The sequence below is a fragment of the Psychrobacter lutiphocae DSM 21542 genome, assembly GCF_000382145.1.
In the GTDB taxonomy this organism is placed as follows: Bacteria; Pseudomonadota; Gammaproteobacteria; order Pseudomonadales; family Moraxellaceae; genus Psychrobacter; species Psychrobacter lutiphocae.
In genome coordinates this window covers 10740-30737 of sequence record NZ_KB907649.1, presented here as the reverse complement: position 1 = coordinate 30737, position 19998 = coordinate 10740, and the positions used below count along the sequence as shown (strand labels likewise).

12 protein-coding genes and 1 pseudogene are annotated in these 19998 nt (G+C 41.8%); 8 read left to right on the top strand and 5 right to left on the bottom strand.

Translation table 11 applies throughout. The features are described 5' to 3' along the window. Positions 1–326: 326 nt before the first annotated feature. On the top strand, positions 327–1757 hold the full coding sequence (gene der, locus H140_RS0110160) for a ribosome biogenesis GTPase Der (protein ID WP_019673549.1): 1431 nt from the start codon (positions 327–329) through the stop codon (positions 1755–1757). A gap of 304 nt (positions 1758–2061) precedes the next feature. Here der and H140_RS0110155 read toward each other — a convergent pair whose 3' ends face one another. Together H140_RS0110155 and H140_RS0110150 are read right to left on the bottom strand one after the other, a co-directional pair. Beyond that, positions 2062–3273 carry a D-alanyl-D-alanine carboxypeptidase family protein gene (locus tag H140_RS0110155; protein ID WP_019673548.1) on the bottom strand — a complete coding sequence of 404 codons (1212 nt, stop codon included), beginning with the start codon at positions 3271–3273 and terminating at the stop codon, positions 2062–2064. 720 nt (positions 3274–3993) lie between these two features. Further along, positions 3994–4443 carry an MCR_0457 family protein gene (locus tag H140_RS0110150; protein WP_019673547.1) on the bottom strand — a complete coding sequence of 150 codons (450 nt, stop codon included), beginning with the start codon at positions 4441–4443 and terminating at the stop codon, positions 3994–3996. Positions 4444–5368: 925 nt separating this feature from the next. Here H140_RS0110150 and H140_RS0110145 point away from each other — a divergent pair. Continuing rightward, complete coding sequence (locus tag H140_RS0110145; RefSeq protein ID WP_019673546.1) at positions 5369–6238, top strand: M23 family metallopeptidase; 870 nt, start codon at positions 5369–5371, stop codon at positions 6236–6238. A 430-nt stretch (positions 6239–6668) separates the two neighbouring features. Here the strand turns inward: H140_RS0110145 and H140_RS0110140 are convergent, their stop codons facing one another. Together H140_RS0110140 and H140_RS0110135 are read right to left on the bottom strand one after the other, a co-directional pair. Then, entirely contained in the window at positions 6669–8075 is a 1407-nt protein-coding gene (locus H140_RS0110140) for a peptidylprolyl isomerase (protein WP_019673545.1), read from the bottom strand. Positions 8076–8399: 324 nt separating this feature from the next. Further along, positions 8400–12068 carry an LPS-assembly protein LptD gene (locus tag H140_RS0110135; RefSeq protein ID WP_019673544.1) on the bottom strand — a complete coding sequence of 1223 codons (3669 nt, stop codon included), beginning with the start codon at positions 12066–12068 and terminating at the stop codon, positions 8400–8402. A gap of 777 nt (positions 12069–12845) precedes the next feature. On the opposite strand from H140_RS0110135, the gene H140_RS0110130 reads away from it, so the two are divergent. Together H140_RS0110130 and murU are read left to right on the top strand one after the other, a co-directional pair. Next, complete coding sequence (locus H140_RS0110130; protein WP_019673543.1) at positions 12846–14120, top strand: aminoglycoside phosphotransferase family protein; 1275 nt, start codon at positions 12846–12848, stop codon at positions 14118–14120. A 139-nt stretch (positions 14121–14259) separates the two neighbouring features. Next, complete coding sequence (gene murU / locus H140_RS0110125; RefSeq protein ID WP_019673542.1) at positions 14260–15033, top strand: N-acetylmuramate alpha-1-phosphate uridylyltransferase MurU; 774 nt, start codon at positions 14260–14262, stop codon at positions 15031–15033. A 193-nt stretch (positions 15034–15226) separates the two neighbouring features. Here the strand turns inward: murU and H140_RS0110120 are convergent, their stop codons facing one another. Next, positions 15227–16171: a hypothetical protein gene (locus H140_RS0110120; RefSeq protein WP_019673541.1), complete on the bottom strand. Its 945-nt coding sequence runs from the start codon at positions 16169–16171 to the stop codon at positions 15227–15229. 1330 nt (positions 16172–17501) lie between these two features. On the opposite strand from H140_RS0110120, the gene H140_RS0110115 reads away from it, so the two are divergent. From H140_RS0110115 to H140_RS16050, 4 genes and pseudogenes are all read left to right on the top strand, one after another. After that, positions 17502–18452, top strand: coding sequence for an OmpA family protein (locus H140_RS0110115; RefSeq protein ID WP_019673540.1), 951 nt, complete (start codon positions 17502–17504; stop codon positions 18450–18452). Between the two features lie 140 nt (positions 18453–18592). After that, complete coding sequence (locus tag H140_RS16135) at positions 18593–19291, top strand: hypothetical protein (RefSeq protein WP_019673539.1); 699 nt, start codon at positions 18593–18595, stop codon at positions 19289–19291. 54 nt (positions 19292–19345) lie between these two features. Further along, positions 19346–19528 (top strand): annotated as a pseudogene (locus H140_RS16530) (Ig-like domain-containing protein); the annotation flags it as partial. Positions 19529–19546: 18 nt separating this feature from the next. Next, the coding region (locus tag H140_RS16050; protein ID WP_033426994.1) for a hypothetical protein at positions 19547–19998 on the top strand (452 nt) is incomplete at its 3' end.

Sequence of the window (19998 nt, the reverse complement as noted above, 5' to 3'; positions counted from 1 at the left end):
TGTGTCATTATTCATTTCATACGCATTGTAGTCCGCTATGGTAGTTTATTAAAAACAGTTTATTAGGGTAGTAAGCAGTTTGTTATCATAAGCAGTTTGTTATTATAAGCAGTTTGTTATTATAAGCAGTTTGTTATTGTAAAAAGTCACTACGAATAACTCAACTTTATTTTTAGCCCATTTAAATATCATTGTACGAATTGAAGACTCGCCCTAGACTCCCTTACGTTTTTTTAACGTTTTTTATTAATTAAATTTTCAAGCACCCTGATTTAAACCATTTATTTAAAATCATTGAATCCTTGACAGATCATGAGAGATAACAGATGTTCATAAAACCTGTCGTCGCCTTAGTAGGCCGCCCAAATGTGGGTAAATCGACAATATTTAACCAAATGACCAAGTCACGTCAAGCTTTAGTTGCTGATTTGTCTGGCTTAACCCGTGATAGACAATACGGTGATGCTACCTATAACAATAAGTCCTTTGTCGTCATAGATACTGGCGGGATCGGTGAGGCTGATGATGGCCGAGGTAGTATCGATGATTATATGTCAGCGCAATCGCATACTGCCATTCATGAGGCTGATATTATTGTGTTTGTGGTAGATGCACGTGCCGGTATGATAGGCGCTGATGCTGAGATTGCAAAAATGTTACATAGTCTGGGCAAGCCCGTCTTCTTGGTTGCCAATAAGATTGATGGTGTCCACGATGCTGCCCCAGCGGAGTTTTATGCATTAGGACTTGGTGAGCCGTATCCGATGACTGCCAGTCATGGTCGCGGTGTTGGCAACCTGCTAGAAGACTTAACTGCTGATATGCCAGAAGATATTGAGGAAGAGGTACAAGAGGGACTACGTTTAGCGGTTATCGGTCGTCCGAACGTAGGTAAGTCAACTCTAGTTAACCGTATGATCGGTGAAGATAGAGTCGTGGTGTATGATATGCCAGGAACCACTCGTGACAGTATCTACATCCCCTATGAGCGCAATGGTAATAAGTATGTACTGATTGATACTGCTGGTGTGCGTCGCCGTGGTCGTATCGGTGAAAAAGTCGAGAAGTTTTCTGTTATTAAGTCCTTGCAAGCGATTAAAGATGCCAATGTGGTCATTGTGGTCATTGATGCCCAAGAGGGTATTGTAGATCAAGACTTAAATATGCTTGGTTATGCGCTTGATGCAGGTCGTGCTATTGTGGTCGCTATTAACAAATGGGATGGACTGCACGAAGATCAAAAAGAAATGGTACGCATTGAGATGGATCGGCGCTTTAATTTTATCCCTTATGTTAAAGTACACTTTATCTCAGCGTTGCATGGCACCAATGTGGGTAACTTATATCCTTCAATTCATAAGGCTTATGATTCTTCGATGTTCAAAGTCTCAACCAGTCGTCTTACCCAGATTTTAGAAGACGCAGTGGCTGCCAATCCACCGCCCATGTCTGGTGGACGCCGTATTAAGCTACGTTATGCACATTTAGGCGGGCATAATCCACCAATTATTGTTATTCATGGTAACCAAACGGGCTCACTGCCTAAAAGCTATCAGCGTTATTTAGAAAATGAATTTCGTAAGGTATTTAAGCTTGAAGGCACACCGTTAAAGGTTGAGTTTAAGCTCAATACCAATCCATATGCAGGCAAAAAAACACCTTCAACCAAAAAGGTGCGTCCTGGAGTCTCAGAGGCAAGGCTCAAACGTCGTAGTATGAAGTACAAAAAAGCTGCACCCAAAAAGAAGAAAAAGTAAGCGCACAAACAGTAAGCACAGAGACAGTGAGGCAACAAGGATCCATTGTAAATTGTGAATACAAACTTTTAACCTTTAAGCAAGGGGCTGTATAGTCAGAGAAGTACTAAACACGCTGTCTCGCTAAGCCTACCTGAGTAGTACTTGTACTCGGTTGCCTTATAACCATTTTGGACTTCTTTGACTATAAATACTGTTATACAAAATACTGTTATACAAAATACTGTTATACAAAAAGGGCTGTCAATTATTGACAGCCCTTTGTTGTGTCCCTTTGATTCTGATTAGGTGTATTTAAAGCTTGTTAAAAAAAGCCTTTTACCCATTGTACAATATGCTGCCATGCACGCTTAAAGATACCAGATTTTTCAACTGCTTCGGTGGCTACAATTGGCACAGAAGCGACTGATTTACCATCGACCATAGCGATCATGCGACCAATCTCTTGGCCTTTGGCTACGGGCGCTTTAATATCATCTGAGATATTTATAATAGTGCTGATCTTATCGGCTTGCTCTTTTGATATCAGTACCTTTAATGCTTCTGCTGTGGCAACTTTTACCTCATCTTGCTGCCCAAAATAAACGGGTAACGTATCGACAAACTGATTGGCAGGTGCAACAACTTGAGTATCAAAATGCGAAAAACCCCAGCTAAATAACTGACGAGACTGATCTGCACGTGCCTGCATGCTATTGCTACCCATGACGACAGCAATGAGGCGCATATTATCACGTAGGCTTGAGGCTGCCAAACAATAGCCAGCAGCATTGGTATGCCCTGTTTTTAAGCCATCAACCGTTGGATCAGTATGTAGCAACGCATTGCGGTTGCCTTGAGTGATATTGTTATAAGTAAACTCTTTTTCAGAGTACAAGTCATAGTATTTACCACCTTGTCTGATGGTCTCTTTGGCCAAAATTGCCAAATCGCGAGCAGAGGCTTGATGCCCTTCACCTGGCATCCCAGTAGCATTGACAAAGTGAGAGTTTGTCATGCCTAGATTTTTAGCCTCTTCATTCATGAGATGTGCAAAGGCGGCTTCACTACCAGCGATATGCTCAGCCATCGCTTTGGAGGCATCGTTACCAGATTGAATAATAATACCACGTAGCATATCAATAACAGAGGCAGTGGTATTGACAGGAACATACATGCACGACTCACTGCTACTGCCACGGCACCAAGCATTTTCGCTCATGAGGACTTGCTCATCTTCTTGCAACTCACCAGAGAGTAATTTTTTTTCAATAATGTGGCTAGTCATCATTTTGGTTAATGATGCTGGTGGTAACGGTTGATCGGCATTTTTTTCTGCCAAAACTACACCAGTATCATAATCCATCAGGATATAAGCAGTATTATCCATATCAGGAGGAGGAACTGGCGCCGCCAAGCTGGTGCTAGAAAGTAACAATAGACCAGATACGACAAATAAAGGTTTAATGGCAGTGAAAGGAGAGTTATTTTTTTTACGGGTTAAGGCAGGTAAGTACTTGGTTGCAAAAGCAGTCATATCTAAGACACCATTGATAGTTGGTCATAGTTGGTTCAGTATGTATTGCTGACAACAGCATTGAGCTAGACTTTGACAGTCGCTGTCTTCATCAGTGCTGACGCTTGAGACAAATAATGCTCTACGCCGTACTATGTTTACAGATAGTGAGCTGACGGATATAGGATATTGACAGTTGCAGGCTACATTTGAACACATCTAAATTTGGGCTAAGGTTTATTATGTGTCAGGTCATACATAACGGGGTGTTTATCTATCTGGTGATAAACCAAACAAATTGGTGATAAACCAAACAAAACAGTATATTATCAAATTGTGCAAACAGGCGAAACAAGTAAATCAGGTTTGTGGCTAAAACCGGGCACATTTGCTTGACTCTTCGTGCTGATGCTAAAGTTTTTCAGCTTTACCTACAAGCTTTACCTACAAGCTTTACCTACAAGCTTTACCTACAAGCTTTACCTACAAATATAGTCACAGCCATATACAAGAGTTGCAGCGTTAACCTCGTTTAGCCTACTTCAGTAGTACTTGCACTCGGTTGCCTTGTAACTCATTTATCTGACTACAACTATACCACCATTTAACAGCCCCGACTTTAGTAGTCGTTTAATCGTTGTACTCTTAAGGGTTGATATTATCGAGTAATATAGGTCGATTCTGCTGATACAGAGTCGACCTATGTTCAGTATTATTCAGGAGATTGAAGGGTACTAATTGTTAGAACTCAGTATTGGCTAAGTCTGTACATAAAGCTAGGTTCTCTTCAGGAGAGAAGCCCATTGTCCAGCTGCGCATGCTTGATAAAATAGTTTTGTAATCTTGCTGAGTTGATAAATATTGGATAGCTGCTTTTGGGTTTTCAATGGTTGGTAGCATTTGCTTTAGCTCATAGTTATAGGCTTTATAAAAGTTACTTTTTTGTTGATTATTAAGCATTGGTGGGCAAATTTCTGAGAGTACTTGTAGTACGGCAATCTCGTGTTTGGTCGCTGTGGTACCAGCTAAATCAACAGGAATTGTGGTTTCTGCTGCATGGCTGAGCATAGATCCAAATAAGCTCACACTACCTAAGGCTACGGTTAGCATAATTTTGCGCAGGCTGTTAGCTTTAGAGATCTTTTTAATATTGGACGTGCCACTAAGTGATAGGGTGAAAAATTTATGCATTAGGTCTCTCATAGTTATCATCATCATATTTGTAAATTTGTTGTACCCATAAAAATGGTATTAATAAAATAAGATATCTGCTATATCACATAACAGATAGCTTGTTAGATCAGGGTCTGTTTAATACTGGTGATGCAATTTGTTTTCTATATTTATTTTATTTTTAAGTTTAGTTGGTTTTAAGTTTAGCTATATGTGGTTAGCTTTATGTTTAGTATTATAGCCTATTTAGGGCGTGTCCCTAATAAATGAATTCTATGCAGCCCCTATATTTTCGCTAATCTTTGCACGTTTTTAGACAATATATCTATTATTCTTTTCTATATTTGCTACAAAATTTACTTTGATTGGCAAAATCTATCTCATTTTTAGCCTCACCAACCAAATAGAAACACGCCCTAGTGTATGTACATTATCACATGAATTAATTGCTCAGATGTTTAGCAACTGTGACTTAAACTTTTTAATGCGTAACCCATATTGCTAAGGGTGTAATATGGGTTGAATCTACTTGCTTTTTTGCGTGCATGTGCTTTACTGCATATAGCTTATCTTTTTTTATGATGCAGCCAAAAACTTGATAGCTTGCAAGGTTGCAATATGAGCTATTATAGCTATTTTCACAGTTTTGCTGTGGCTTTTAGGATATTAAAGTTAAGGTTTAAATCAAGTGTCAAGTTGCGGTTTAAGCGTCTGGTATTATATCCTTTATCCTATATAATATTGACCACGAACCATAATATTAATCAAAAGGCTATAAGATGAACGAAAGACTATAAGATTAACGAAAGACTATAAGATTAACGAAAGACTAGGCTTAAAAGCAACAAAGCTTAGCAAACACAAATAGTGTAGTAGCAACTGCAACTATTCCAGTAGTAAGCTCACGCTTGCTTAGATAATACCACGAAGGAGGGAGGCGTAGATGCCTAACACAGCTCATATCAGCAGTACAAAAACGACAAATAAAGGCTGTCAGTATCAAAGCAGTCATCATAGCAGTTGCTTTGAGCAAAAAAAGATATTACAAGGATTAGGCTTTGCTATGCTGAGTGGGATGTTGTTACTAACTGGCTGTGCTACCAAGCCCACTTATCAAACCAGCGGTCCAACCATCATGGTTGACTCCCATGGTGTGCCAAATTTTTATAAAGTACAAGCGGGAGATACTGTTAGTCAAATTGCGGCCCGTTATGGTCTAAATTACCGCCAATTGGGTGCGTTAAACCATCTAGATAGCAAGTATACTATTTATGCAGGTCAGTGGCTCAAGCTGTGGGAAGGTCGTGTCGTAGCGCCAGCGACTAGACCAGTATCCACTAGAGCTGGTACGCAACCAACTCAAAGTGTCACTCGGACTTCGAGTCCTGTTGTTACTGCGCCACCTGTCAATAATACACCAGCTTATCCAGCTACGGTCAGCTCAGCCAGAGGTTATGGCTATCCTAGTAGCAACCAAGTTATCAAAAACTTTAACGCCAGTACTGGTGAGATGAGTATGTGGTTTACAGGCCGTCTAGGAGATCCTATATTGGCCAGTAAAGATGGACAGGTTTTGTATGCAGGTGATGGTTTACCTGAGTATGGTAACCTGATTATGATTCGTCATGATGCGACTTATATTACTGTCTATGCTCATAATAATGAGCTGTTGGTAAAAGAGGGTGATCAGGTGCGTACAGGGCAGCGCATTGCAACTATGGGCAACTCTGGACAGACCAATCAGGTAGCACTAGAGTTTCAGTTACGTGAAAACGGAACACCGATAGATCCTAGAGCAGTGCTAGGATTATAATTATAGCCCAGCATACTTGGTTAAAAATACCTTTCGCTGGGCTAATAGGGCGTGTTTTCAACTGGCGCAATGATATTTAAATGGGTTAAAGACAATACCAAATCTGAAAACTAAGATATCAAGGAAAATGAGTACAAACGTTACAAGTAGTAGGTTTAGTGAGCTTGACAAAGATAGGTTGCTTTTTAAAAAAGTATCACTAAACCTTGTCATACAGTCTCTCAATAAAATGATATTATCTGCGTTATATTCCTAGTTTGACCGCGACTTTTCTTATTGTTATCACTATTTTTAACATGAAGACACGCCCTAGAGTCTATTTAAGTTTAGCTTTTGTTGTTAGCTTAGCCCTCAGATTCTAGTACAACGATTCTAGTACAAGCAGTACAGGGTGTTAAGCTGAAAATGAGGTTAAGCCTAACAGCAGATCTTAATCAAATACTTGTACAAAGGCATTGGCACGTAATTCTTGTAGCCAATCTTCTTGTGCTTGTGGCGCTAAGCGTTGGAATAACGCCTCATGAGCCAAGTTGCGCTTGACCGTCTCGCTCACATCTTTGTCACGAGTAGCTTCTACTTTAAGAATATGCCAACCAAACTGTGTTTTAAAGGGTGTTGAGAAGTCACCTACTGGAGTTTGTAACATCATCTGTTCAAACTCAGGCACCATCTGACCTTGTGCTACCCAGTCTAAGCTACCGCCACGACCAGCAGAGCCTGGATCATCTGAATACGTTGCTGCCAGTGCGGCAAAGTCTGCATCATGGCGTAACTGTTCGTATAGATCATTGATACGTTGCTCAACGAGTGCATCACTGTGTAGCTCGTCATTTTGTATTAAGATATGACGTACTTTCCACTGGGGTATAACCATGTTATCAATATTACGAATATCGATCAGTTTTACCACATCAATACCTGCTGGGGTAACTTGTGGCTGGGTGACCTCACCTGATTGGAGCTGGGTAATTTGGTTGGCAATGTCAGTGGGTAAGCCTGCTGCTTCATGATATCCCATATCACCACCTTGAATTGGAGTAGCATAGTCTTTGGCGATACCGTTTGACAACTGCTCTAATACAAACTCTGCATCATCTGTGTTGCGCAGAAGATTTTGAGTTTGCTCAGCAATTTGTATCGCTGCTTGTTTTTCACTGTCTGTAATGCGGCTAAAGTCATCACTAAAAGGGATGCGAATGTGTACAGTGTGATATTCAGCAGTTTGTAGTCGATTTGCCTCTGGCGATGCCAAAAATGCATCGATATCTTGTTCCGTGATATGGACACGGCTTGCGACCTGGCTTTGTTGTAAGATTTTAAGCGCCTCTTCTTCTGCTACTTGTGCTCGTAGTGCGGCATAGCTACCTGGACGGCGAGCGTCTAAGGTCTGTTGAAGCTCAGTTAAAGAACTCATACCTTGTGATTGGGCAATGTTCGCTAAGCTTTGATCAACGGCATCAGCATTGGCTCGTATACCAGCTCTATTGATCATATCTAATTGTAGCTCACGCAAAATTAAACTATTTAGCACTTCATTTTGTAAGCGCTGTGGGTTGGGTGCTGGCTGACCACTGGCTTCAATCTGTGCTTGAGCGGTTGCTATTGCAGAGAGTAGCTGACTTTTTAGAATAGGTGTGTCGTTTGCAATGGCAACGATACCATTGTTACTATCTACAACGGAGATGATTCGTTTGTTTGTCATCTCTGTCGCTGTTGCTTGCTGTTCTGAGGTATCGGCATCTTGTACGTCTGCAGCGTAAGAGGCTGAGCTCAATGCAGTGATCAATAGGGCAGCGGTTAGTCTGCTGCTAAGAGTGTTTAAGTGTAATCGGGTCATAAGTCGCCTGTTTTAGCTTGAGTATGGGTATTTATGGGCTGGATAGATGTCATTTATTAGCCTTGCAGGACACAGCTATTTTTTGCCCTATCTTAGCTTAAAATAGACGCTTAGCATAACTAAACTTATACCTTTTTTGAAAAATAACCTATCTTTGTCAAACTCGCTAAACTTACTACTTGTAGCGTTTGCACTCGTTTTCCTCAATATCTTAATTTTCAGATTTGGTATTACTATTTTATGCGTTGAGATGACTAAAAAACAGTCTCTGTCAGTTTCGTAAATGAGTTCTATCTAGCCCCTAAGTGTTTAAATTTATTTTGGTTAGGGATGTAGCGAATTGTTTTTCCATCTATCATCAATCGGCGCAAAGCCTAAGATTTTTTTGTCTAAGTGCTTGCTTAAGCGGCCTCTTTTGTCACCAAAGCCATTAATTCTAAATTCAGCCATTACTGCACGTGTTGGTTTTTCTTCCAAGTTTAAGTCATTATAGTAACTGCGGGCATAAATTGAAAACCCATAACAACAATCCTCATAGTCTATGCCAAAAGTAGAGTCGGTAAAGCGGTTGTTGTCATTATCATACTGGCTTTGACCCAAAAAGCGCCAATTATTGGTAATAGGAACAATAGCAGATGCCGTTAGTGCAGACAATTTAGCTTGATTGGTCAGTCTGTCTTCTTTGCGCTCTACTATTCCAAAATTAAACTGGCTGTGTGGGCTAGGGCGATATCTGACTTGGCTTGAAATATAGTTTAGGTTATTTCTAGAGTCTAGCGCCCCGTTGAAGTCAAACCATAGATTGCGATATGGCTGTACACTTGAGCGCCACGTAACCCCTGTTGAGCTAGACTCAAAGGTGCGATCGCCTTCTTCAAGCGTGACTTTGGGCTTAGATAAGAAGAACTGATCGCCAATACTACCGTCAAAACGGGTGATGCCTAATGCATCAATATAGCGATAGTTTAGACCCACTGCCAAGTTGTTATCATCTGAGATACGGTCGTACCCTAAAAACCAGCTGTCTTCAAACATCTGATCATAGTCCAGTGACGCAATACGGGTATCGAAGTTGGGTAGCCTGCTCTGATCTTTGTAGGGCGAATAGCTGTATTTCAACTGCGGAGTCAACAGCTGGTAGCCGCCCATGGTATTGTCAAAAATACCAAAAGGGGAACCCGATTGATAAAAGTTGAGCCCAGAGTCAACAGTAAACCTTGGGATTAATATCGACTGCGAGCTGTCATCTTTAGAAAAGCTATTATCTTGTCGGCTTTCTTCATCATAGGCTGCATACAAGTGATGCAAGCTGACACGTGGAGTGATATGACCCCAAGTTTCTTCAAACGGATAACTGGCATTGAGTTCATTATAAATACGTACGCCACTTTTTTCATTCTCAGAGCCATCATGGATAGACTTCTTGAAGTAAGCTGAGTCGTGAGTACCAGTAATGACAAAGTTATCTAGGCTATTATTTAGTTTAGGTAAGCGATAATCAATCGACAACTGAGGTAAGCGCGAGTAAGGCTTATCTTTGTCGGTGACTGGATTGCCATTTGCATCAAGCGCTTTGAGACTTTGAAAAGTCTCAACCTTTAACTGGGCATCAATATAGTCATCATAATAGTTCACTTGCGCCCGTCTTGGTAGGTTTAGGCGGTTGTCGGCTATGCCATAATCATCAAAGTCATTTAGATAATTAGGATCTGAGACGTAGCTATATACAGCATCAGCGCTTAGTTTGGGAATACTTTTTGATGTCCAATTATGACGATAAAAAACTGAAGATCGATCTTCATGGTAATACTCTTTGTCATTGGGCATATACGAGGAGGCTAACTGTCCTCGACCATAGTTTTCGGTCAAAAAGCGAAACTCACCGATCAGCATCGGGTTACGATTGGTATAGATGTCGGTGGAAATGGTAGCGTCATAATTAGGTGCTAAGTTTAAGTAGTACGGGATACTAAGTTTAAGGCCACTATCACTGTCAATACGAGCACTCGGAGTTAATAACCCGCTGCTACGACGATCATCAACTGGGAAGTTGAAGTAGGGTAGATATAAGACAGGCACAGACCCCAAGCGGAAGGTGGCGTTGTAAGCCTCACCCCGTCCTTTTTCTGTATCTATATCGATTTTATTGGCTTCAATATGCCATTTGCGATTGGTTGGTGGGCAGGTTGAAAACATGACTTGCTCAAGCTCATAATGAGTGTCATCTGGCTTGTTCATTTGTTTGGCATAGCCATGTGCTTGCATTGGCACACTGGCAAAGGCGACATCCTGTGCAGTTGCGGCATTGCTATTAGTATCGTAGGCAAGCTCGTTTGCTACTGCGATCATGCCTGTGCTGTTTTGTCTGTTGTGCCAACTATTGGTCGCTGCTGCTTCTAGATTGCTGGGTTTTTGTTTGGTGCTGTCGCTACTGCCTGAGTCTGCCAGCAGAACACTACCTTTGGCACCAGCGATACCTGTCTTCCTATCTAATATCAATTGATCGGCGGTGATCAACCTACCATCTTGCATAACTTCAACATTGCCCGAGAGTTCAATATAGTTTGCATTGTCATAATAGCCATAGTCTGCTTGTGCATGTAGTGGCATACCATCAGCAAGCGATAAGCCATCTTGCTGCTCTGCACGCTGTACTGCTTGTTGATAGCTGGCATTAGCACCGACACTATTGGGCGTTACCCACACACCTTCACAGCGATAAGCCGCTGAAGCATCAGGTAGATAATTTAGCACTTTTGGCTTAATGACAGGTGCCATAGTTTCGGCTTGAATGACTTTGGTGCTATGCTCTGTTCTGATGTTGCCTTCTATACCTAAGCGCTCACGCAGGTCTGAAGATTGTTTTTGATAAAACTGTGATAAGCGCTGTAAGCTTTGTTTGACGCTATCATGCTCAAAGCTATCGGATAGGTTGTGACCGTGATCTGTATTGTCACTGGTAGCCTGTTGAGTGGCATGTGTTTGTATTGCATGAGCTGGCTTATCTGCCGCTTGTGCGTTATCACTATTTAGATCTATGTCAGGGACAATGATGATATAGTCATCTTCGCTATTGACTGTCTTAGAGGTTGTTTGGGAGGTTGTCTGGGAGGTTGTTTGGTTTAGCCCCGTTGCTGTTGATGGGTTGGGGGCTAGTGTTTGGCTATCGGTTATGGATTGTGTTTCAAAACCAACTGCTTGTAGTGCCTCTAACTCGCTACTTTTGGCTTGGCGTGATGGTGAGTGTTGTGCTGAGTTTGGTGTTGGACCAGTAGTGGCTTGCGCATACAAGGGTCGCTCATTTAATGAGGATAAATCGGCTAATGCGTCAGGGCTACTGAGCACCAGATCATTCAAGGTGCGTTCATCTAGTTGCAGTGCTCTTTTTGTGGTTGCAGCCTGCGTTTGATTTATCTTGTTCGCTGCTTGCTTTTGTGTGGCTATTTGATTTTGTTTGGTAGCTGTTTGATTGCGTTCAGTGTTAGTTAAGCCATCTGTACTTGAAGTAACGGTTAAACTTGAAGCAGGGGATAAACTTAAAGCAGGATGCAAGCTGATGTCACTGGTTAACGTATTGGCAGCAACGGTTTGACTCTGGTTTAAACGTTGGTATCTAATCTTTGAGTGATCGACTAACAGGGCACTAGAGTCTTGAAACCGCTGTAACTGCCCGATTAGCTCAGCATCGGTGATCTTGCCTTCTTGTAGCAGCATTGTCAGGTAGCTATGCATTTCTGCAGTTAAGGCTGTGTTTTGCCCAGCTTTTGATTCTACTTGAGTGAACCTAGGGGTTAAGTCAGCGTGCGTATATACCTCAGTACCAGCGGCTGTCAATGATGGCAGGCTAGCTTGTGGACTGATAATAGCACCATAAGCACTCGGCATACAGATCAGCAGTGGCAAGCTGATAGCAAGGCGAGTGGTGGTTAGCGGGCGATGTGAAAACTCACGGCACGCACACAGAATACTGCGGTAGAGTTGCGAGTACAGCAAAAGATTACCTTTATCAAATGAATAAATGAAGTTGAACAAAATACTTTATACTTTAGCCTGTATCGGCAGTAGTTGCTAGATGCTTTTGTTGAGACGCTTGTGTCTATTTAATTTTGGTTTATCTGGTTTTTGTCTAGCTGATATAGACGTAAGTTACTCATTTTAGCAAAAAAAAACCTCTGTATTGTTGCTAAGTGGCTTATTATTTTAGAGTGTATTGAGCATTGATGATACAAACCTATATGCTATCTGTGTTATGACTATATATGTTAGATACGTTACGTGTCTCTGTGTTACGATTTGAAAAGCGCTTTTGTGCTAAAACTGGCAAAATTTACTTAGCTCTGCGTTAATTTTGCTCTGCGTTAATAAAGCTTGTCAATAATAAAGCTTGTCAATATCTCGCTATTAGCTGTGCTTATCGCCTTGATTTAGACAAGTTTCGCTCAGTTTTATCAACACATACCTATCTACTATATATACCTACCTACACATATCAATGCTCTCTAAACCTAATAAATCCTTTGTCATCCTGTATTATATCGTTTTGACAGCTGACAGTAACCCTATATATAGCCTCTATACCTATATATAGCCCTTATAATAGTCAAAAAATGACAAATCGGCTACACTATAACCAATAAAAGTAAGTAAAAGCCAGTTGCGAGTACATAAAGCTGGTAGAAAAATGTAAGCCCACAGTTAATAGTATCAACTTAGCGTTCAAATTCGACACTCAAATCCAAACTTTAATCGTTAGCCAAAAGCATCCTAGTTATGACAAATATAACCCAACAATCTCGAACCCTAGCTAGTATTAATACCAGTACCAGTCAATCAAGTGCTAGCCAATCAAGCAGTGAATCTGGTAGTGTGCCTTCTAATGCACCTACTAGTAGCCCTCATACTAGCAACAGTACCTCTGTCACTGCGTTACAACCAATAGATATTGCAAGCTACCATACACCCCAGCGCTTTGAGCAGCTAACCGCATTTATTCATGACACCTTTGCTGGGCATAAATTACGTATCGAAAGTCTGCCAGGAGATGCCAGCTTCCGCCGTTATCACAGAGTGATTTTGGAAGATGTCGAGCTGTCGGTAGCTCACTCGGATTTAGATCCTAGCTATATCGTGATGGATGCGCCGCCACAGCTTGAGTCGATTGAGAGCTTTATCCGTATTGATGAGTTAATGGCAGCAAAAATCAATGTACCCACTTTATTAGCCAAAGACATAGAACAAGGTTTTTTGGTATTGCAAGACTTCGGTAGTGTTGAGTTTGCGCACTTAATTGCTGATGCCAAGATTAAACAGGACACAGGCCGTATTGATGAGTTATATCATTGGGCAATTGATAGCTTGCTGCAGTTACAGTCGTTATCGATTGCGACTGCAAAAGATGAGTTTGCAGTGCCTGATTATGATGCCGCTACCTTACAGCGTGAGATGGATTTGTTTAGCGAGTGGTTTTTGCCATACATTGATGCGCCATTGAGCGTAGATGAGCAGCAGTTGTGGCAGCAGTTTTGTGACGGTCTTATCGAGCTATTATTACAGCAACCACAGGTGGTGGTACATAGAGATTATCACAGTCGCAACTTGATGTTAGATCAGTATCACCCACAGCAGTTGGGCGTTATTGACTTTCAAGATGCGCTCATTGGTAGCTATACCTATGACTTGGTGTCTTTGGTACGTGATGCATATGTTAACTGGAGTGAGGTGCAAGTTGCCAGTTGGATTGAGTATTATTGGCAGCAAAGACGTCAATTGGGGCTCGAAGCGGCTGAGACATTGTCCACCTTTATCAATGATGTCAATTTAATGGGTATTCAGCGTCATTTGAAAGTGTTGGGTATTTTTATTCGCTTAGCACAGCGTGATGGCAAAACTCGCTATTTGGCAGATATTCCTAAAGTATGGCGTGATTTATTAATAGAAGTAGAGCAGTTGTTAGAACAAGAAGATACTCAGGTTCGAGCCTTAATTGGGCCTGTCTATGAGTGGATAAAGCAGCTTGAGGCAAAGTTTTTGCAAAAGTTTGCTTAGATCAGTATGTCGCCGTATGAATATCGAGCTTATACATGCTATGACACTGACCGTAGCTAGCTTGATTTGTATTGATTTTAGTTTTGTCTACTACTTTCATCCCATAGATAACTTATAGAGTTTTGAGGATCCAGTCCGTATGAGTACACACAGCGCCAGTACACCTCGTATTACCCAAGCCATGATTTTGGCCGCTGGTAAAGGTACCCGCTTACGCCCACTAACCTTAACCACACCTAAGCCCTTGGTTGCAGTTGGTGGTCAGCCACTGATTGTATGGCATATCAAAGCATTGAAGACAGCTGGAGTTACAGACATTACTATCAATAGCTCTTGGCTTGCAGATAAGCTGATAGCCGCTATCGGTGATGGCTCGGATTATGGTGTTCGGATTCACTGGTCAGTAGAGGAGACACCATTAGAGACCGCTGGGGGGATTGCCTATGCATTAAGGAGTGGCAAACTACAACCAGCACCTTTTATCTTAATTAATGGCGATGTCTGGAGTGATTATGACCTGACAGAGTTGACTCAATATGAGTTGGCAGATGGACAGCAAGCGCACTTATTAATGACTGCAAATCCAGAGCACAATCCGCAAGGCGACTTTGCCATAGATAATGGTTATGCAGTCTTTGAGACACAAAAAGAGGGTGAAGCGCCGATAACAGCCTGTAAATATACCTTTGCAGGTATCAGTGTGGTAGCGCCGAGTCTTGTGGCTGATGTGGCAGAAGATGAGATCGCAGCCTTAGCACCCTTATTAAAGCAGGCAATGAGCAAGCGCCAAGTCAGTGCAGAGGTGTTGCAAGCGGACTGGGTAGATGTGGGAACGGCACAAAGATTGGCGGATATCAATGATAAGCTGGCACAGCAAGGCGCTAGCAATCATCCTGGGCGCCCTGCTTGTTAAGGGTCTTCTATTTTGTAGCCACTCTCAACTTATAAAAGTCCGATGCAGGCTGGTTTTTAACCCAGAAAAACGCAACTTTTAATCAACAATGCTGGCAATCAACAATGCTGGCAATCAACAATACGAAGCTAAAGCCGTAGCCTGCATCAAGCGTTGAGTTAAGAGGAGGGTGTTTTATTGCTCGAACTCAATACTACTCGGCTTCTACAACAGTCGCTGTGTCAGTAGGCGGCTCTACTAACTGTAAACTATGAATGATATCTGCTGTTTTTTTGCCTTGCTCGGCGGCAATCTCACGCAGCTTTTGCTCTTTGACCTCGTTAATGACATCACTTAGCTGATCGCTGAGTTGTTGCGCTGCTTGAGCTTCCTCAGTTAGGTTTGGACTGCTTGCTGAACGTTGGTTACTAGCTGGTATATCTCTTGGTAGCAGGACATGGTCATAAGGGTTGCTGGCAGGTTGTGACGGATAGCTGGGTGCAGGTGGCTGGTAGCTATCAATCATACTCTCATCCAAAGGAGCAACTACGGAGGCGTTGTGGTTGTAATGTGAGTTGTGAGCTGTGGGTTTGGCAGCATCAGTGGCTTGTTGGTCACTGTGTGCATTTGTACTATCTTCTGCGTTTGTGTTTTCTAGGTCTTGCTCACCCTCGACTTCTTCTGTATTTGTATCTACATCTTTATCGTTTGCTATTTCATCATCCGCATCATCCCCTTCCTCTTGTGTTAAATCTGCTTCAGTTAATGTTAGCAGGGCATCTGGTTGTTGAGATAAGGCTGCGGCCAGTTGCTCAGTAGATAGTGCATCTGTTGCTTGTTCATCACTGGTAGCAGGCATTTTGTAGTGATTGGTGATCAATAAGCCAAATATCAAGAGATGCACAACTATCGCTAATATGATGGCGGGCAGCCACTTTTTGAGGGCGTCTTTATTCTTCTGCGTTTCTTTAATTTTAGGCATTTCAGTTTTAGATGTTTGTTGATTGTTAGGCTGGTCTTTGGTTGAGGCCCCATCTTTTATTTTGGCCTGAAGGCTTTCAGGTTGAATGCTTTCAGGCTGATTGGTCACAGGCTGGTCTGAACTGGCGTGGTCAGAGCCAGGTTGTGGCTGTTGCTTATTGGGATCTGGCGCGCTCATATTGTCAGGTTCCTTGCTGATACTGGAAGTGAGGAAGAGGTATTATACCTTGGCTATCTAACCGATAGTATATCTGTTATTGCCAGTTGGTGTTTTTAGTTTGGCGGTTGAGCTTTGCAGTCTATATTTTCACTATTTTTTAGTGCTGATAACTATTTGAGTAAGTGAGGTGTGAGTAAGTGAGATGATATGTTAGTCAAAAATTTATATGCACTTTTTTGATAAACAATCGAGTTACTTTACTTAGCATTAATCCGCCTTGAAGATACAATGATAAATCTTAACTAACAGATTTTCATAGAGTTATTACTCATATCGTATAAATAGGAATAAGCCAATTTTTATAGATCAGAAGCTCATAAATTTTTCTATTCACCTACTGTTACTAAAATCCTTTATCCTTAATATTGATTTTAACTGTAATTGAAGATATATTATGCGTAAAATAATATAAATATTGGTATATTGACACCCCACTCTCAACATAAATAGCTGCAACATCAGTAACTGGTTTATGTTTAAAGAAGTAACTCGAAATTCAACTATTTTTCTAAGCCCTTTGTTTTAAAAGGCTTAAAGTTTTAAAAGGCTTAAAGTTTTAAAAGGCTTAAAGTTTTAAAAGGCTTAAAGTTTTAAAAGGCTTAAAGTTTTAAAAGGCTTAAAGTTTTATAAGGCTTAAAGTTTTATAAGGCTTAAAAAAATTAGTGTTGTGTTTAACCTCCATAAGCTTTTAACTATCAATAGCTTGTAAAAAGTTGAGAGTCAGATAGAAATAATGTATCATTACTATTGTAAAATGGGTCTAATTTTTATATGTTATTGTTGTTGAGTTTATAAGAGACATTTGTGTAGACCAGCTAAATTGCTTTACTGTATAAAAAGTAAAGTTTGTTTTTAACAGATATTGGATTCAACTCTGAAAGTGTAACACAGCACATCTTACACTTCTTCTTATCATTTCTAATGGTTACACTTCGTTGTTGAATCTAAGGTTAGTTTAAATTAAGTATTGTTTAGTTATTAAAAAGTTATTGAAAATAAGGGGGTTATAGTCGTCTTTGATGGAAAGTATTGATTAATTGACCAATACTTAGTCAGTATTAGGTACTTGCTTGATAAGTATTTTGAAATACTTCCAGCAGTTTAATATTTAACCGCTATTAAAGACTGATTAACTTATTGGACTTATAACTAGCCTACTAAATAACATAGGTAAAATATTAATTAAAAATGTATGACCACCGACTAGAAGGCTAGTGGGTGGATCAATCTAAGTTAATCAACTTGTGTTTATTCAAAACACTATCTCAACTATTAAGAGGAACTTGCTATGAAAGGTATAACAAAAATCAAAACCGGCTTACTAGCCAGCTCTATCTTTATCGGTATGCTTGGCCTAGGTCAAGTAGCTGTTGCCGCAGATCAGAGCAGTGCGCGTCAAGTCGCACACATTGGCTGGCAAAAGTCAGGTAACACGCCTTTTCAAGCACTCAATGCAGCCAACCTTCCAGCAAACGAAGCCAACCTAGTATTCATTCGTCCATTAGACAATGATGGTCTCCAAACCAGTGCCAACATCGCCATTGACGGCAGATTCCAAGTTAGCCTACAACCAGGGCACTACTCACAAGTTAGATACTGTAGCGGTCAACACAACATCACAGTTGTACCAACTGGAGCTAAAACCAACGACCTAACCAATGCATACAGCCACCTAATCGACTTTGCCCCACAACAAAACCATTACATCTTTGTTGACATTGATGACGCCACAGGCGCACCAACCCTAAGCAAGCTAGATGAAGAATATGCTCAAAACCTACTGAGCACCCAAACACAGCAAACCCACCAGATCAGCCGTGTGGTTCGTGACTGTCCAGCAGTAGTTGTTGAACAACCAGCACCAGAACCAGAGCCAGTGGTTAAAGTTGAAATCGACAAACCAATCAACCTAGAAGTCCTGTTCGAGTTTGACAAAGCAGTTGTACAGCCAGTGTTCAACGCACGCATCGAAGCGGTTGCTGACTTTATGAACAAATACCCAGAGACTGCCACAGTGATCGAAGGTCACACCGACAGTGTTGGTAACGATAGCTACAACATGAAGCTATCACAGCGCCGTGCAGAAGCAGTAAAACAAGAGCTGGTCACTAAATACGGCATCGCACCAAACCGTCTACGCACAGTGGGCTATGGTGAGACTCGCCCAGTAGATACTAACGCCACAGCAGAAGGTCGTGCTAACAACCGCCGTGTAGTGGCAACGGTTAGCGCTCAATAGTTTGCCCGCTATCGATAGCTTTTAACGGTTTACTTATCTTGCACTCAGTTGGTCACTTAAGGCTGTATTTAGCCATGAGTAACCGCTGATTGCGACATAGTTAAAACGGAATTAAATACCTTAATATACAGGAAAGACCCATGAAAACAGTCATCGTAAAAGTAAATAACACCACTCAGACTATCGCTGAGCATAAAGTGGTTACTCAAGACGGTCAGCCCACCGTTATTCAAGCGACCAATAAGGTCAACTATGAGCTAGTAGATCAAGCCACTGGCCGTGCCCCAGATCACATCGTGACTAAGCGTGTGGGACAAGACTTACATGTGTCAGTAGAAGAAGATGGTCAAGAAAGCGATCTTATCATCGAAGGCTACTATGACGACGCAGACAGTGCGCTAATCGGTCTGGCTGAAGATGGCAGCTACTACTACTATGTACCAGATACAGGTGAAGTTGCTGACTTCGTTACAGAGCTAGCACCAGGTGCAGTGGAAGGTCAAGCCCTAGGTGGTAATGCACAACCAACCCCTTGGTGGGTGGGTGCGACAGATGAAGGTGGCTTTGGTATTCTACCTTGGCTAGTGGGTCTGGCTGGTTTAGGCGGTATTATTGCAGCCATTGCTGATGACGATGATGATGGTGGTTATATTGCACCGACACCGGCACCAGCACCGACACCAGAGCCTGCTCCGACGCCAGAGCCTGCTCCGACGCCAGAGCCTGCACCAACACCAGAGCCTGCACCAACACCAGAGCCTGCACCAACACCAGAGCCTGCTCCAACGCCAGAGCCTGCACCAGCGCCAGAGCCAAAACCTGTAATCGTTGAAACTTGAGAAAATGTACCCCCTTCTACAGAAGAAGGAGGTGATGCAGATGGTAGCTCTGTTATTACTGGTACCGCAGAACCTAATACTCAAATTGTTATTAAAGATAAAGATGGCAATATCGTTGGTAAAGGTGAGACAGATGCAGAAGGTAACTTTAGCGCTATAACTGACCAGCCTCTTGAGCATGGTGCAGAATATGAAGTCATCGCTCAAGATAATGATGGTAAACAAGTCGGTGATTCGGCGACTGTTACAGGTGACTTGCTAGATCCAAAAACACCAGATCTAATCGCTCATGAAGACGGCTCTGTCACAGCACAGCCATCTGAAGATGCTGTGGATATGACAGTAGAATATACTGATGAAAATGATCAACCTCAAAAAGTAGAAGTTGAGAAAGGCGAAGATGGCAAATGGACGCCAAAAGGTGAGCTTCCAGAAGGCGTCACTGTAGATGCAGAAACAGGTAAAGTGACCTTAGCTCCTGACGCTGTCAAAGATGGCTCAGAAGTAGAAGCCACTAATAGAGATGAGTTCCGTAATGATTCATCAGCCACAACTCAAGCGGGTAATGATCTTGAAACCCCAACGGCTCCAGGCACACCAGAACTTGACGCTAAACCAGATGGCTCTGTGGAGATGACGCCATCTGATGATGCGGACAAAGGTAAAGTTGACTTCACAGATGAAGAAGGTAACAACCAAACCGTAGA

What these genes read in the sequence shown, in the direction of transcription:
- der (WP_019673549.1), top strand. Translation starts at nt 327, where the DNA reads ATGTTCATAAAACCTGTCGTCGCCTTAGTAGGCCGCCCAAATGTGGGT.
- H140_RS0110155 (WP_019673548.1), bottom strand. Translation starts at nt 3,273, where the DNA reads ATGACTGCTTTTGCAACCAAGTACTTACCTGCCTTAACCCGTAAAAAA.
- H140_RS0110150 (WP_019673547.1), bottom strand. Translation starts at nt 4,443, where the DNA reads ATGCATAAATTTTTCACCCTATCACTTAGTGGCACGTCCAATATTAAA.
- H140_RS0110145 (WP_019673546.1), top strand. Translation starts at nt 5,369, where the DNA reads ATGCCTAACACAGCTCATATCAGCAGTACAAAAACGACAAATAAAGGC.
- H140_RS0110140 (WP_019673545.1), bottom strand. Translation starts at nt 8,075, where the DNA reads ATGACCCGATTACACTTAAACACTCTTAGCAGCAGACTAACCGCTGCC.
- H140_RS0110130 (WP_019673543.1), top strand. Translation starts at nt 12,846, where the DNA reads ATGACAAATATAACCCAACAATCTCGAACCCTAGCTAGTATTAATACC.
- murU (WP_019673542.1), top strand. Translation starts at nt 14,260, where the DNA reads ATGAGTACACACAGCGCCAGTACACCTCGTATTACCCAAGCCATGATT.
- H140_RS0110120 (WP_019673541.1), bottom strand. Translation starts at nt 16,171, where the DNA reads ATGAGCGCGCCAGATCCCAATAAGCAACAGCCACAACCTGGCTCTGAC.
- H140_RS0110115 (WP_019673540.1), top strand. Translation starts at nt 17,502, where the DNA reads ATGAAAGGTATAACAAAAATCAAAACCGGCTTACTAGCCAGCTCTATC.
- H140_RS16135 (WP_019673539.1), top strand. Translation starts at nt 18,593, where the DNA reads ATGAAAACAGTCATCGTAAAAGTAAATAACACCACTCAGACTATCGCT.